The sequence below is a fragment of the Niastella sp. sgz303648 genome (genome assembly GCF_059587045.1).
In genome coordinates this window covers 389,848-405,674 of the sequence record NZ_JCAPSW010000005.1, presented here as the reverse complement: position 1 = coordinate 405,674, position 15,827 = coordinate 389,848, and the positions used below count along the sequence as shown (strand labels likewise).

14 protein-coding genes are annotated in these 15,827 nt (G+C 43.4%); 10 read left to right on the top strand and 4 right to left on the bottom strand.

Going from position 1 to position 15,827, the window contains the following annotated elements:
- Window positions 1-72: 72 nt before the first annotated feature.
- Together AC59IL_RS17280 and AC59IL_RS17275 are read right to left on the bottom strand one after the other, a co-directional pair.
- Window positions 73-1,614, bottom strand: coding sequence for a hypothetical protein (locus AC59IL_RS17280; RefSeq protein ID WP_496553421.1), 1,542 nt, complete (start codon window positions 1,612-1,614; stop codon window positions 73-75).
- A 105-nt stretch (window positions 1,615-1,719) separates the two neighbouring features.
- Entirely contained in the window at window positions 1,720-2,544 is an 825-nt protein-coding gene (locus AC59IL_RS17275) for a hypothetical protein (protein ID WP_496553420.1), read from the bottom strand.
- A gap of 370 nt (window positions 2,545-2,914) precedes the next feature.
- On the opposite strand from AC59IL_RS17275, the gene proS reads away from it, so the two are divergent.
- The 3 genes from proS to AC59IL_RS17260 all read left to right on the top strand — a co-directional run bounded on the left by proS (window position 2,915) and on the right by AC59IL_RS17260 (window position 5,500).
- Entirely contained in the window at window positions 2,915-4,393 is a 1,479-nt protein-coding gene (gene proS, locus AC59IL_RS17270) for a proline--tRNA ligase (protein ID WP_496553419.1), read from the top strand.
- A gap of 119 nt (window positions 4,394-4,512) precedes the next feature.
- Window positions 4,513-4,968: a hypothetical protein gene (locus tag AC59IL_RS17265; protein ID WP_496553418.1), complete on the top strand. Its 456-nt coding sequence runs from the start codon at window positions 4,513-4,515 to the stop codon at window positions 4,966-4,968.
- A gap of 46 nt (window positions 4,969-5,014) precedes the next feature.
- Window positions 5,015-5,500 carry a DUF5362 family protein gene (locus tag AC59IL_RS17260; RefSeq protein ID WP_496553417.1) on the top strand — a complete coding sequence of 162 codons (486 nt, stop codon included), beginning with the start codon at window positions 5,015-5,017 and terminating at the stop codon, window positions 5,498-5,500.
- Between the two features lie 103 nt (window positions 5,501-5,603).
- Here the strand turns inward: AC59IL_RS17260 and AC59IL_RS17255 are convergent, their stop codons facing one another.
- A complete protein-coding gene (locus AC59IL_RS17255; protein ID WP_496553416.1) occupies window positions 5,604-6,368 on the bottom strand; it encodes an RDD family protein in 765 nt (254 codons plus the stop codon).
- Between the two features lie 252 nt (window positions 6,369-6,620).
- Here AC59IL_RS17255 and AC59IL_RS17250 point away from each other — a divergent pair, with 252 nt between their 5' ends.
- The 7 genes from AC59IL_RS17250 to truB all read left to right on the top strand — a co-directional run bounded on the left by AC59IL_RS17250 (window position 6,621) and on the right by truB (window position 13,408).
- The gene (locus AC59IL_RS17250; protein WP_496553415.1) at window positions 6,621-7,589 is read left to right on the top strand and encodes a stage II sporulation protein M; all 969 of its coding nucleotides are present in this window, start codon (window positions 6,621-6,623) and stop codon (window positions 7,587-7,589) included.
- Between the two features lie 16 nt (window positions 7,590-7,605).
- Window positions 7,606-8,403: a DUF4129 domain-containing protein gene (locus tag AC59IL_RS17245; RefSeq protein ID WP_496553414.1), complete on the top strand. Its 798-nt coding sequence runs from the start codon at window positions 7,606-7,608 to the stop codon at window positions 8,401-8,403.
- The gene (locus AC59IL_RS17240; protein WP_496553413.1) at window positions 8,400-9,653 is read left to right on the top strand and encodes a DUF4350 domain-containing protein; all 1,254 of its coding nucleotides are present in this window, start codon (window positions 8,400-8,402) and stop codon (window positions 9,651-9,653) included. The genes AC59IL_RS17245 and AC59IL_RS17240 overlap by 4 nt, the downstream gene beginning before the upstream one ends.
- Before the next feature lie 3 nt (window positions 9,654-9,656).
- Window positions 9,657-10,631 carry an AAA family ATPase gene (locus tag AC59IL_RS17235; protein WP_496553412.1) on the top strand — a complete coding sequence of 325 codons (975 nt, stop codon included), beginning with the start codon at window positions 9,657-9,659 and terminating at the stop codon, window positions 10,629-10,631.
- A gap of 157 nt (window positions 10,632-10,788) precedes the next feature.
- Window positions 10,789-12,072: a DUF58 domain-containing protein gene (locus AC59IL_RS17230; protein ID WP_496553411.1), complete on the top strand. Its 1,284-nt coding sequence runs from the start codon at window positions 10,789-10,791 to the stop codon at window positions 12,070-12,072.
- A 55-nt stretch (window positions 12,073-12,127) separates the two neighbouring features.
- Window positions 12,128-12,640, top strand: a complete 513-nt coding sequence (locus AC59IL_RS17225) for a hypothetical protein (protein ID WP_496553410.1) — start codon at window positions 12,128-12,130, stop codon at window positions 12,638-12,640.
- 72 nt (window positions 12,641-12,712) lie between these two features.
- Window positions 12,713-13,408 carry a tRNA pseudouridine(55) synthase TruB gene (gene truB / locus AC59IL_RS17220; protein ID WP_496553409.1) on the top strand — a complete coding sequence of 232 codons (696 nt, stop codon included), beginning with the start codon at window positions 12,713-12,715 and terminating at the stop codon, window positions 13,406-13,408.
- Between the two features lie 37 nt (window positions 13,409-13,445).
- Here truB and AC59IL_RS17215 read toward each other — a convergent pair whose 3' ends face one another.
- Window positions 13,446-15,824: a BamA/TamA family outer membrane protein gene (locus AC59IL_RS17215; protein WP_496553408.1), complete on the bottom strand. Its 2,379-nt coding sequence runs from the start codon at window positions 15,822-15,824 to the stop codon at window positions 13,446-13,448.
- Between the last annotated feature and the right edge of the window lie 3 nt (window positions 15,825-15,827).

The following is a 15,827-nucleotide window of genomic DNA, read 5'->3' as shown; positions in this document are numbered from 1 at the left end:
TTAGTTGACTTGTTGACTTGTTAACCTGTTAACTTGTTAACTTGTCAACTGGTTAACAAGTTAACTCTTAGCCTATATTTTAAATCCGATAGTAAGCAATATACTTCCGGCTTTACTTTTTACATTGGCAAAGGTGTTGGCTTTGTCGCTTAAGCGATACGGAAAGTTTGTATCTGTAATAAGGCTACGCACATAGGTGAGGTCGATAAAGATGCCTTTGTTGCGATACCCAAGCCCGCCGCTCACATTCACTTTTTTTGCTTTTAGGGCAGCATCTTCGTATGGGTTGCCATAATAAGCGAATCCCAGTCGTGTCATAAGCGTATTAAACTTCAGCTCGCCGCCTACACGAAAATTAAATGCGCCTTTGTAAGCTGCTTTTACGGCTTTGTTTACATTGTTGAAATAGGTTTCATCATCACCTTGTTCGGCAGGGCTGAAACGCGATGATCCGTAAGTAACATATTCAATATCGGCTGTTATAAAACCTCGTTGTTTGGTAACATCTTCCACCTCGCTAAAAACAAATGCACCGCTTACTAAAAATTTCCAGGGCGTTACCAGATCATATTTATAAATGGCGCCCTGACTGCCGTAATAATAGTCCGAGGTAACGCTGTCTACACCGGGATCATTGGGGCCGAATAGCTTTTCTACATCCGTAACCATTTTGCCACTTATTTTATCTTTCAGTCCGTATATGGTAGGAGTATGTATGGCAATACCAAAACGCATCGTTTGCGCCGGTTTAAATATCACGCCCAGTTTGGCATTCAGGCCGGCTCCCCGTGAAATGTATTTTTCTTCAAAACGCGAAAACCCAAAATTGTTATTGGTGCTTTTATCGGGGTCTGATTCAATAAAGGTTGTGCTTCTTTCATAGCTTACAATGGGCACGCCGATACTTCCGCCGATGTACAATTTATCTTCCATGTTCGATGCAAAGCCGATCGCTACTTCGGTAATGCCGCCGCGGGTAGTGACTTTATTTTCCTGGTTAACCGAATTCAGGTATTCGGGCCGGCCAACTACCTGTAATTGTCCGTTAACAGTGGCAGTATCGATGAGGTAAGTATAAATAGCCATTTTGGTGCCCATCGATAAAGAACTGTTTCTTACTTCGTCAATCGATAGTCCTGAACGTGAAAATTCTTCTGAAAAAGCTTCGGAGTAGGAGCTGTAATCGTTACTTCCCTTATAATAGATGGTGTTATTAAAATTGGCCATCCGGTTAACGGCAATGCTGAAAGCCTTGCTTGTCCATTTACTGCCGGGATCATTGGAGGCAACAACAAATCCTGATGCGTTCATATTAAAGCGGGTCAGCCTGTCGCTCATTGCATCTGTTTCGCGGTAATTGCTGTTGCTTTTCGCCAGGCTTAAGCCCGGTGTAAGCACTATTTCACTTACTTTAAAAAAACCTAAGCCGGCAGGGTTTACGAACATCGAAGTAATTTCTCCACCCAGCGAACCCATGGCGCCTCCGATAGCCTGCTGACGTGCAGAGCCTGATGGCGCGTTCCAGCTCATACGAAGTGCATCTTCGGGTAACTGGGTCATTGCCTGTTGACCAGTTAGTAATATAAAAGCGATTAAAAAGGTGTTTTTCATCATTTCGTATTATACACAACAATATTCAAATAAGCAGTTGGCGCCTATCCGGCCGTGACCAACTGCTTATTAAGGTTATAGCAATATATAAATGAGTTTGAATTTGCATTAATGCCCGCCTCTGCTTGGTCTGCTACCACCACCGCTGCTGCCGCCACTGCTTCCACCGCTGCTGCTGCGTGCGCCGGGTGAATAGCTGCCGCCCGACGATGACGAAGAGGGCGAATACGTTCTCACAGGTGAAGAAGGCGTATATGATGAGGATGAAGACGATGGGTTATAATAACTTCCGTTATTGCTGTTCGAAAATACTCTGCGAAGCGAACCACCCAAACCGTTGTTATTGCTGTTGCTGTTTGTATTGCTGTAACGGGCGCCTGGCGCTGTTCCGTACATCACTCTGTTGACTGAGTTTTTGTTGTTATAGGTGTTATTGGTATAACTGCTCATATTAAAATTGCGAACAGTATTATACACCACCGGGTTGTTTTTGGGGCTTACCACTATAATACCGGGGCAATACGGATTGTAATAGCTGTTCCAGTAATAATAGTTGCTCCAGTATGAATTAAACCCATAGGGGCTGTAAAATGAATACGGTGAATATGGACTATAGAACGATGAATAAGGACTATAATATCCATTATAACCGCCATTGTACTGCCAGTCGTTCATATAAGCGTAGTCGTCGAAGCTGCTCCAGCGGTAACGGTTGCTTACCCGCATGCGCAGGTAATTATCATCGGGATTGGTATAATAGGAATCATTGCGCCCATAGCTACGACGGTTGTCTTGATTTACCGTTACGTAGGAATCTTCAGAGCGGCCGGGTGAATAATATACATCATCAGGGGTTTGGCCTGAACGATATACCGAACAACCGGATAAGGCAACGATCGCCAAAACTGCAGGGAGTATATTTGGGAGCCTCATAGTAATGGTTTTAACGTTTTACAGTGTGAAGTGCTACTTTTGCGTTTTTCCGAATTAAAGTTACGATAAAAAGACAGGCGCGTATAAGAATTTGTTGCAAGGCGATTGTTAAAGTTTATCGATGAACCGGTTGATAATGAGGACAGAAGCGCTTTAAAGTCGGAAAAGTCCGAAAGTCGGAAAGACCGAAAGTCCGAAAGAAAGATACATTCTCAGCAAAATTCTTTCGGACTTTACTGACTTCCTGACTTTCGGACTATAATATCCGCATCTTAAAACAGGCCGGAATTGTAATATGAAGAAAGAATTATATAAGTCATCTTTCTGACTTTACTGACTTCCGGACTTTCGGACTATAAAATACATATACATGAGCAAAGAGATCACCAGCCGAAGCGCAGACTATTCGCAATGGTATAACGATTTGGTAATTAAAGGCGAACTGGCCGATTATTCGGCCGTAAGGGGTTGTATGGTTATTAAACCCTACGGATTTGCCCTGTGGGAAAATATGCGCGATGCGCTCGATAAAATGTTTAAAGATACCGGGCACGTGAATGCTTATTTTCCGCTGTTCGTGCCTAAAAGTTTGTTCGAAGCCGAAGAAAAAAATGCCGAAGGATTTGCCAAGGAGTGTGCTGTAGTAACGCATTACCGGTTAAAATCCGATCCTTCACGAAAAGGTGGCCTGATGGTTGACCCCGAAGCAAAGCTCGAAGAAGAACTGGTGGTTCGTCCAACCAGTGAAGCGATCATCTGGAACACTTACAAAAACTGGATCCAGTCTTACCGCGATCTGCCTTTGCTCATTAACCAGTGGGCGAACGTTGTGCGCTGGGAAATGCGTACCCGTTTGTTTTTGCGTACAGCCGAATTTTTGTGGCAGGAAGGTCATACCGCACACGCCACCGCCAAAGAAGCGGTTGATGAAACGGTTCAGATGCTGAACGTATATGCCGATTTTGTTGAGAACTGGATGGCCTTACCGGTTATTAAAGGAGTGAAAACCGAAAGCGAACGTTTTGCCGGTGCAGTAGATACCTATTGCATTGAAGCCCTGATGCAGGACGGCAAAGCGCTGCAGGCCGGTACTTCGCATTTTCTGGGTCAGAATTTTGCCAAAGCATTCGATGTAAAGTTTTCCGATAAAGAAAACAAGCTCGATTATGTATGGGCCACCAGCTGGGGTATGAGCACCCGCCTTATCGGCGCACTGGTAATGGCGCATAGTGATGATGATGGTCTGATACTGCCGCCCCGGATTGCTCCGCACCAGGTGGTGATCGTTCCTATTTATAAAGGCGAAGAACAAAAAGCCAAAATAGATGTAAAAGCGAAGGAACTGGTGAAAGAGCTGAAGGCGTTAGGCGTTCGGGTAAAATATGATGATAATGATAATGCACGTCCCGGCTGGAAATTTGCCGAATATGAACTGAAAGGCGTTCCTGTTCGAATGGCCATCGGTATGCGCGACCTCGAAAACAATACGGTTGAACTGGCCCGTCGTGATACCAAAGAAAAGCAAAGCGTATCAATGGATGGCTTGCCTGAGCGCATCGTTCAGTTACTGGCCGATATTCAGCAATCTATTTACAACAAGGCGCTGGCCTATCGCGATGAGCATATAACCGAAGTGAACAGCTGGGATGAGTTTGTAAAAACGCTCAATGAAAAAACGGGTTTTATTTCTGCCTTCTGGGATGGCACACCCGAAACCGAAGAAGCGATCAAAGAAAAAACCAAAGCCACCATCCGTTGCATTCCGCTGAACAATAAGCAGGAAGACGGTGTGTGCGTTTTCTCGGGCAAACCGGCCAAACAACGGGTACTGTTTGCACAGGCATATTAATAAATTGTTTCAGGTTACAGGTTGCAGGTTACAGGGGCTTTCGTAATGGAGGGTTACCTTGTAACCTGCAACATTTTTCTCCCATTGCTTTATTGCTGCTATTGTTATATTTTTCGGGAATGAACCAATTACCCGATACCGATCTGTTTGAAATTACACTTTCGCCACAGGGTGCCGGCTGGTTATTACGTGTGGGCAGGTTAATGCGATGGGTATTTATTTTAAGCATATTGCTTTCAATTATTCTTCTGATCTGTAGCGTATTCAGATACCGGATATCTAATCATTATGAAGTAGACGCATTGGGAAGCTGGCTTTCATTTACTGAAGCGAAGATCATTCCCGTTTATCTGGCTGTTTCAACTGTTTTAGGTTGCATTCAGGTTTATTTTTATTATTATTTCAGCAGACTTTGTAAAAAAGGTATTGAATTGCAGCAGGCCGATCTTTTTAATGAGTCGTTTAAATGGCTTTTCCGGAACAGCTTCACAGCAGCAATTTTGTTGGTAATACATTTAATATTTACCCTGATAGGTGGATATGGTCAATATCTTTTGCTTCAAAAAATAGGGTGAGGCTGGAAATACGATTAATTGTATCTTACCATAAAACCAACAATTCATGGAAACTTACAAAAATGAATCCGTTAACACCGATCAGCATTTATTTGAATTGCAAATCGATCAGCAAAGTATCAGCTTCTTAAGCGAAACCGCCAAATGGGGTAGGTTTTTGTCGATCGTAGGGTTTGTGCTATGCGGATTAATGATCGTTGCCGCCCTGTTTGCCGGCACATTAATGGCGACCTTTTCGCGACTGGGCGGTAGTAACGATGCTGTAGGGAGCGCCATGGGTATGGGCGGTGTTTTTATTTCTATTTATTATATTGTAATTGCTTTATTATACTTTTTTCCCTGTTTGTACCTGTTCAATTTCGCAGGCAAAATGCAGGTGGCCCTGGCCAATAACGATCAAACAAATTTGAATACTGCATTCAGTAATCTTAAATCCTGCTTCAAGTTTGTAGGCATTTTAACCATCGTGTTTTTGTCGTTTTGTTTGCTGGCGATTGTTGCATTAGTAGTGGGAGCATCGTTGGTGAGATAATTATCAAAAGGCAGTAGTCAATAGGCAATAGGCAGAAGGTAATAAGCAAAGATTCAATCGCGGCAATCCATTCACCATTGACCATTGACCATTCACCATTCACTTAATTCGTAGCGTAATAATTATAATCCTTCAGCAGTGTTTGTAAAAACTCAAGTGAATCCTGATCGCTTTGCATTTTGAGCTTCGATTTAATGCGGTCGGCGATTTTGAGCGACAGGTCGTAATCGTTTCGTTTTTTTACCGTTTCGATAATATTCTTGAGGGTATTGATATCGCGGTCGCTCAATTGCATTACCTGCGGATATTTGGGCTGATAAGTAGATTCTACCTCGGTAAAAACCGTATCCTGCCATGAGGTGCGGTTCTTTAGGTCGATTAAGATAGTGCCGGCTACCAGATCGCCCACGCGTTGCGATTTCGCTGTAACGATGGTACTGATCAACCCGGCAAATACAAACAAAATCATCCACCACTGCATAGACCCGCCCAGGATACCTAAAAACAGCAACACCGGAAAATCAATAATGCGAAACAGCCAGCGAATGAGGTATTGACTTAACGAAGGTTGTCCGCCCTGCAGCGTCATAACTTTTATACTCATGGCCATTTTGCCAACACTTTGGCCGTTCATGATAATCTCCGACAGCAGGTGATAACTGATAAAAGGAAGTAAAAACAATATTACCGGCCACATATCGCCATTCCACGAAAAATCAGTCAGCGCATCCAGCAGTTTTGATCCCATCCACAGGTAGGCCAGCTGAATCACGAGGTCAATTACCCAGGCAAAAAAGCGGCGGTGAAAGGGACTGAGGGCAAATTCCACTTCAATATTAAAACCGGTATCTAATTTTACTAATAGCATTCTGAAAGTTTCAGGTTACAGGTTTCAAGTTTCAGGTTACAAGTTAACCGGCCCGGGTTTTCCCTGCGACCTGAAACCTGTAACTTGTAACTATATTGTTTAATAATAATGCGTTATACCCGCAATTTCTGCCTATACAACAAGATTATTGTATAATATACGTTATAACGTGTAAATTTTAACCATTATATTTATTTACCAAAATAATTTGGCCCTGAATATTTAGATTTGAAACAATAAAAATACGTCTGAGTGAGAGAAGGACTATTTATAAAGAAAAATATTGATAAGTGGAAAAAGTACCAATATGAAAACACCACCGACCCTGATGAAATGGCTCAACAGTTTACTGAACTTGTTAATGATCTGGGGTATTCGAAAACATTTTACCCGCATAGCAAAGTTACCCAGTATCTGAACGATCTTGCATCGCGCATTTACCTGAATATTTATCGCAACAAAAGGGAGGAAACCTCGCGCATCGGTCGGTTCTGGAAAACAGAATTACCGCTGACCGTTCGCAAACATCATCGCGAAATATTGATCGCTTTCCTCGTTTTTGTTGGTTTTGCTGTTATGGCGGCATTTTCTTCGGCACACGACGAAACCTTTGTACGGGGTGTACTGGGTGATAATTATGTTGAAATGACCGAAGAAAATATTGCCAAAGGCGATCCTTTTGGCGTGTATAAACATACCAACGCGTTAAATATGTTTTTTTCCATTGCGCTTAACAACATTTATATATCCTTCCAGGTTTTTGTATGGGGATTTTTTCTGGGGTTAGGCAGTATTTGGGAATTATTTACCAATGGCGTTATGGTAGGGTCGTTTCAATACTATTTTTTTGCAAAAAACCTGGGCTTTGATTCTGTGCTCGTGATCTGGATACATGGCACCCTCGAAATTTCGGCCATTATTCTGTCGGGCGCAGCAGGCATAATTGTTGGCAACAGCATCTTATTTCCCGGATCGCATAAACGGTTGCATTCGCTGATGCAGGGAGCAAAAGACGGGTTGAAAATAATGGTGGCCATGGTTCCCATATTATTAACGGCCGCTTTTCTGGAAGGATTTGTTACCCGGTATTCCTATGGCGATATGCCACGCTGGCTGAGTATTTTCATTCTTGCCGCTTCTTTTACTTTTATTATGTGGTATTTTGTATGGTATCCCATACAGGTACAACGTAAAATGAAAGCTACAAAAACTGCCCTGTAAATTTTTTACCCGACCAATGAACCAATATGCTTCATATAAATTAAGGCAACCGAATGTAAAGGTGTTGCTGCTGTCGGTGCTGATGCTGTTTGCTATCGTACCCTGGCAAACCCTGCATGCACAGGACGTTGAAGACAGCGAATCGGTGGTGGCGCCTCCGGAGGAAGAACCTGTTGCCGGCAACACATCAACCGCTATACCTGAGCCATTTGTTTTCAGGCATGTGCCCGACTCAGTAGCTAAAAAAATACAAAAGCAAAAAGATTTTGCGTACGCCAACGACGCAAGCTATTGGGTAAACGAACCCCAGGTGGTTGAAGAACGAAAAGATTTCTGGGATTATTTCTATGGTTTTTTCAGCAATGTTGCTGTAAGAACAATAGTATATAGTTTACTCATTGCATTTTTTCTGTTCGTTATTTACCGCATCGTTGTGGTAAATAACCTGTTTTTATTTTATCGGTCGAAGAAGATAAAGCATAATGATGATGATGAACCGATGAATATTGAAGATGAAACCCTCGACGAAAAGATTCAAAAAGCCATTGATCAAAACGATCACCGCACGGCTGTTCGTTTTATGTATCTGAAAGCTTTACAAGTGTTGAACCAGCGGCAATGGATCCGTTTTCATGCCGAGGCTACCAATTATGAATATGTGAATCAGATGAGGGGGCGTAAGCTGGCCAATGAGTTTGATTTTCTTACCCGGGTATATGATTATGTGTGGTATGGCGAGTTTGCCTTAACCAGTGAACAATTTGAAATAGTATACAATAATTTCAGGCATTTTTACAACGCAGTGAATTCTTGAAACAAACAGCACGATACCGTTTATTAATATGGCTGGTAGCAATAGCCGGTCTGATAGGCAGTTGCGGCCAATCGAAACGCATGAACAAGCGGGTAACCCTGTGGCGGAACGATAAAATTCCCTATGGTACCTGGTATGCCTATGAAAATCTGCAAAATATTTTTCCCAATGCCAGCGTGCTCATCAGCAAAAAGTCACCCGACCGGTACAAAACATTTAGTTTAAAAGAAAAAACGGATGATGATTATTCGACCGATAATCAAAAAACAAGCTATATCATCATTTCGAATCATGTAATACCCGACGACAATGAAGTAACGGCTTTATTGCGCATGGTGTCGCAGGGGCAGCATGTGTTTATTTCGGCATTAAGCATCGGCGAAACATTGTTAGATAGCCTGCGGTTAAAAACAGCGTTTTACACCAGCTATTATAACAATAAAGATTCGCTTACGGTGAGCGTCAACAATCCCATTACCAATGATTCGCTGTCATATACCTATCCGGGCATAGCACTGGATAATTATATCGAATCGATGGATTCATCGATCACCACAATCCTGGGAAAAGATAAGTTGGGTCGGGCGAATTTTGTTCGTTTCTCCTACGAGGGCGGCGGATCGCTGTATATTCATCTGGCTCCCATGGCGTTTACCAATTTCTTTTTGCTGCACAAGGAAAATAAATCGTATTACGATAACGTACTGAGCTACCTGCCCAAAAGTACCGAGGTGGTAAAGTGGGATGAATATTTCAGGTATCACGAAAGGGGTAGTGAAAACAGCGGATCGGCTAACAGTGGAAAAGGATTCAGTGCATTTGGATGGGCTTCGGGGCAAACCGGTTTAAAGCAGGCTTTACCACTGTTGTTAATATTGTTACTTATTCTTTATCTTTTTGAGTCGAAAAGAAAGCAGCGTATTATACCGGTGATACCGCCATTAAAAAACGCATCGCTCGATTTTGTCAAAACAATCGGCCGGTTGTATTTTCAGCGTCATGACAATAAAAACCTGGCGCAAAAAATGACCGTGCATTTTCAGGACCATGTACGTGGCCGCTATAGTATAAGATTATCGCTCCGCGATCCCGAATTTGCAAAGAGGCTTGCCTGGAAAACCGGTTATGATACCGATGCCATCAGCGAATTGTTATATTACATGAATATGTTGCAGGATGAGCCTTCTGTTTCGGATGAAGGACTACTGGAACTGAACCGTAAATTGGAGCATTTTTATAAATACGCATAATACATGGAAAACTTTTTCGATGTTCGAACCGATCTGAGCGCGCTGCAGCAATCGGTAGATAATTTAAAGCAGGAGATTGGTAAAGTGATAGTAGGACAGGAGCAAATGGTTGAATTATTGCTGGCAGCTATACTGGCCGACGGACATGTACTGATTGAAGGAGTGCCCGGAGTGGCTAAAACGCTTACCGCCAAATTGCTGAGCAAAAGCATATCGGTGGGCTTTTCGCGTATTCAGTTCACGCCCGACCTGATGCCCAGTGATGTGATCGGTACATCGATCTTCAATCCTAAAGACACCAGTTTTCAGTTCAATAAAGGACCTATATTCAGCAACATTGTACTGATCGATGAAATCAACCGCGCCCCGGCCAAAACACAGGCCGCTTTGTTTGAAGTGATGGAAGAGCGGCAGATAACGGTAGATGGTCATTCGTACCTGCTGTCGACACCGTTTATGGTGGTGGCCACACAGAATCCCATTGAACAGGAGGGAACCTATCATTTGCCCGAAGCGCAGTTAGACCGGTTTTTGTTCAAGATAAATGTAACCTATCCTACGGCCGAGCAGGAGTTTCGCATTGTGTTGCAGCATCATCAATCGAACCTTGAAGATATGCTCACACAGGTAACGCCCGCTTTAACTGCCACACAGATACACGAGTTGCGGCGGCAGGTTCGCACCATACATGTTGAAGAAAAGCTGATCACCTTTATTACAAGTATCGTTGCAAATACACGTAACCATAAGTCGATATACCTCGGCGCTTCGCCCCGTGCATCGATCGGTATTTTAAACGGCGCCAAGGCGCTGGCGGCTATGCGTGGTCGAGATTTTGTTACACCCGATGATATTATTTACATCATACCCGCTGTATTGCGCCACCGTATTGTATTAACACCTGAAAAGGAAATGGAAGGCGCAAGTACCGATGATGTGATACAGCAGATTATTACGAGTATTGAAGTACCACGGTAAAGGTTACAAGGTACAAGGCTTTCCGGTGAAACCGGTTCCCTGTAACCTTGTACCTTGCAACTGCACCTCAAGTGTAAACTCATGAATTAATTTAATGGGATTCTATAATAGATACATAAGGCCTCTATTTTTCGCACGGCGGTTTTACTGGACGTTTGTGGGGGTTATATTGCTTTTTGTGCTGTCGTACAACTGGGTGGTGCTATACAGGGTAGCGCAAATAGCACTGGCCTTTTTTGTTTTAATGGTGCTGTTTGATTATATACTGCTGTTTTCGCGCAGGAACGGGTTGAAAATTGAACGTATCATGGCCGAACGGTTTAGTAACGGCGATAGTAATAAAGTAGAATTGTCTGTTACCAACCGGTATCATTTTCGCATTTCAGTAAAAGTGATCGATGAAATACCCATACAATTTCAGCAACGCGATTTTCTGGTTGATGGCGTACTGAACAGCGACGAACAGAAAAACATAGTGTACATGCTGCGTCCGGTTGAACGGGGCGAATATGTGTTTCACGATACCAATGTATTTGTAAAAAGCCCGCTGCAGTTAGTGGTGCGCCGTATAAAGAACGAAGGGCATCAGGTGGTGAAAGTGTTGCCTTCGTATCTGGCGCTGCGGCAGTTTGAATTGTTGGCTTATTCAAATAACCTGGCCGAAGCAGGCAGCCGTAAGATTAGAAAGATCGGCCACAGTCTTGAGTTTGAGCAAATCAAGGAATATGTTACCGGCGATGATATTCGCAGTATAAACTGGAAGGCCACAGCCCGCAAAGGCGGTCAGCTGATGGTTAATAATTATACCGATGAACGCAGTCAGCAGGTATATTGTGTGATCGACAAAGGCCGCGTGATGAAAATGCCTTTTGAGGGCATGACGCTGCTCGATTATGCCATTAATGCCACGCTCATTTTGTCGAGGGTTGCTTTAATTAAGCAGGATAGGGCAGGGCTGATCACCTTTGCTGAAAATATAGGCCATTATTTGCCGGCTGATCGTAAAGCCGCGCAAATGGGTTCTATTCTTGAAACCTTGTATAATCAGCAAACTAAATTCCTCGAAAGCGATTTTGAGAAATTGTATGCGCATATACGCATGCGTATAACCCAGCGCAGCCTGATCGTATTATTCACCAATTTCGAATCGTTATCGGGCCTGCAGCGGCAGTTGCCCTATATTCGTCATATTGCACGCAATCACCTGGTGCTGGTGGTGTTTTTTGAAAATACCGAATTGCGCCAGCTTACCAGCGACCGGGCCGAGGACATTGAATCGCTGTACACAAAAACCATTGCCGAAAAGTTTGTGTATGAAAAGCGGCTGATCGTAAAAGAGCTACAGCAGCACGGCATTTTCACGATTCTCACTGCACCGCAAAATCTCACCGTTAATACCGTTAATAAATATCTTGAGCTGAAGGCCCGCCAGGCGATTTAAATTACATCTGTAAACAGGAGTTAATAACAACCGAACACTTTAGTTTGATAAAAGAATGAAAAAAATTATACTATTATTTTCCATTATTATAAGTGCCTCGTTGTACGCACAATCACAAACGAATGCAGCCAATAAGCTTCCCGATGATTTCATTAATTTTTTTACAGGTAACTGGTCGGGCGACGGATCGTTTGCAAACGGGAAAAAAATAGCTGCCGATTGTGTTTTCAAACTTTCATTAGATAGCAGCTGGATAACATATGAACATACCGATAAATTGCCTAACAGGTATAAAGCTGTTTCGATGTGGGGGGTGGATGCGAATACCGGCCAATTCGTAGCGTATATTTTTGATAATTTCAGGGGCCACCGGAAATTTGTAAGTGATGGCTTTAAAGAAGGCAAATTGATTTTGACCACCAATGAATTTTATTCGCAAAGCGGACTTGTTTTTCAACATTTTATATACGAAAAATTATCGGCCACCTCTTTTAAAATGAGCTACGAAACCAGTAAAGATGGCATAAACTGGATATTAAAGGATGCTTTGGTTTTTAATAAAAATTGAATCGCTGTAACAACGGTACCGCCATTTTCAAATTTTCAAATTGTCACATTTTCAAATTAGCTTCGCGCCTAAATGCAACAGACGCCTAATAATACATTTGAAGATGGACAGGTTTTACTGATCAATAAGCCACTTGAATGGACATCGTTCGATGTAGTTCGAAAAATACGCTCGCTTATTAAAATAAAAAAGGTGGGGCATGCCGGAACGCTCGATCCGCTGGCCACCGGCTTGCTGATTTTGTGTACCGGTAAATTTACCAAGCGCATCAACGAATATATGGCGCAGGAAAAAGAATATACAGGCACGTTTACCTTCGGCGCTACCACGCCCACATACGACCTCGAAAGCGAACCCATAAATTTTAAAGATTATAGCGCCGTAACGCCCGCACAATTACAGGCAATCGCGCAACAGTTCACAGGCGAAATATTACAGGTGCCGCCCATGCATTCGGCCATTAAAAAAGATGGCAAACGCGTGTATGAACTGGCGCGCAAAGGACAAACTATTGAACTGGAGCCACGGAAAATAACCATCAAAGAATTTGAAATTACCGCTGTTGAATTACCCGTGGTGCACTTCAGGGTAGTATGTTCAACCGGCACCTATATTCGCAGTCTGGCCAATGATGTAGGCGCAATGGCCGGTTGCGGGGCGCATCTCAGCAGTCTTTGCCGCACCCGTATAGGTTCTTTTACCCTCGATAAATCGATGACGATGGAGCAGGCGGAGAGCTGGATCAGGGAAGTAGTAAGTAATAAGTAAGAAATACAGGTTCTTCATACTTCGTACTTCGGATTTTCTAAAACGGATGTCCGATGCCGAGCTGAAACTGACCATCGAACAGGCGTATATCATGCAGCCATCCATCATTTTGTGATGCATACAACGGGTCCTTTATGCGGTAGGCCCAGTCTAATCTTATTAAAAAGAAGTCGAAATCGAATCGTAAGCTGGTCCCGGCGCCTATGGCAAGGTCTTTATACAGTCGGCCGAGGTTAAAAGATGCTTCAGGAACTTTGGTGCTGGTTCCCGGGTATAGTTCCGTACTCCATATATTCCCCATATCTACAAATAGGGCGCTGTTCACTTTAATACCTGCAATGGTGGTTATATTAAAACGAAACTCGGTATTAAACTCTAATTGCATGTTGCCGAACCGTTCTGCCGTTGTATCGCCATGGTCGTATAAATTTGATGAACCCGGGCCCAGTTTGCGAATGGGCCAGGCGCGCATGCTGTATGGGCCTCCGGCAAAAAATGCCTTAAAGAAGGGGAGGGTGTTTTCATTTACTATTTTTCCGTCGCCGGTATCTTTTTTACCATATACAAAACCGTAACCGGCATAGGTCCTGAATGCCCAGGACGAATGCTTGTAATTAATATAATGTTTCATTTCCCCGTCGATCTTAATGAAACGGGCTAAAGGACCCAGTTCAAGCTTTTTAATAAAGCCCCACAAGCCCCCGCTTTCTTCAACACGGGCGCGCAACAGGGTTAGTTTGCCACCCTTCTCAAAACCGGTTGTAATACTTCCGATGGTACTAATGATCAATCCGCTGTTAAATGCAAATTTGTAGGAGGGAATCAACCGCTCCAGGTCTCTAAGACTGTCGGTTTTCTGTACATCGGTATATTCATAATTGAAGGGAATGAACTGCCAGGTTTTTCTCCATTTTTGTCCCGGCTGGTCCTGGTCCTCGCGCCGTCTGCCCTTGGTCCATTCATATCCCCACGACGTGTTGAACGAACGCGATTGGAACAGGTCTTTCCGGTCGGTGTAGGCGCTATTTAAGTTTAACAGTGTATGCGGATTGATGAGGCTGTCGGGTTTTATCCATCGTAACAAACCCGTTTTCGGTAGTATGAACTTTGGAAAGTTAATGGTATGCGACAGGCTTACCTGCAGTGTTTGAATAAGATGGGTACCCAATTCAATCCCGAACCGGGCGCTGGTTAAGGTTTGAATGGCTTCGCGAAACGCATTACGATTCAGCAATCGCCCGTTTAATCCTATACCAAATAACTGGCCGGTGGTATAAATATCGCTTACGTTGCGGCTGGTTTCGAACGAAAGGTTCAGGTTTTGTTTAGGCGCCGGGTATAGCTTTATGGTGGCATCCAGTATTGGCCGCGACGTATCAAAGCGTTCCTGCAGGTCAATATCTACGTTTTGCCAGGCCCCCAGCGATGTAAAGTTGTTGATGGTTCGGTAATATCGTCGCTGGTTGTATAACGAGCCGGGCCTTATGGTAATATTATCGGCAATAAAAGGCAGTTTAAACTTTCGGGTGCCGTATATAAATTTATAGTTCTTTATTTGAGTGGTATCTTTTTGGGTCATCAGCGAATCTTCGAGATAGCTGGCTTCGGGGTAAACGGTAACATTGCCTATATAAAACTTTTTCAGCCGGCTGCTGTCTTTCACCGGTTGTTGTTTGATCACTACATTAATGGTCGGGTTCTCTCTTTTTTTACGTAATGAATCGAGCAACCTGTACTGTTCAAACGGGTCAAGGGTAGGGTCGATCAGGGCCGCCACTACCGTATCTACCTCAGCAAAAAGGTCTTCTTTATTGAATTTATAATATCCGCTGTTTTTGAAGATGATTAAAAGCCGGTCTATTTCGTCCGACACATTTTGCAGCGAATAAGGATCGTTCTTTTTTAACACCGATTTATCGCGGTTGCGCAGGGCCAGCTGCTGCAGCTCGGGTTGGTTGAGCGCATAACCAACTGAATCGAGCCGTAATACTTTGCCGGGAATGATCGTAAAATTAATATGTACCCGGTATTGGTCGCGTACCGTATCAATTCTGAACGTATCGCGAATATCAGGATGAAAGTAACCGAGCGAATGCAACAGGCTTGTCATGAAGATGCGGGAACGCCCGATATTGGTAGTATCAAAAACAGGGGGCTTATACAATTTCCGATAGATACCTGCATAGGAAATGATGCGGGTTTTTAAACTGTCGTCGAGCTGGTTTTGCAGCCGTTCGTTCAGTTGAAGTTTATCGGGCACATTGCCGTTTACATTAATATTGGTTTTGTATACAAAGGGCTTACCTGGCTGAAATTTTCTGGGTACCGTGCAGGATGCAAACAACGCCACCACGAATGCGAAGCAGGTAATATATCGAACAACTTTAAATACAGTAACTTGCCGGGCTAATAACATATT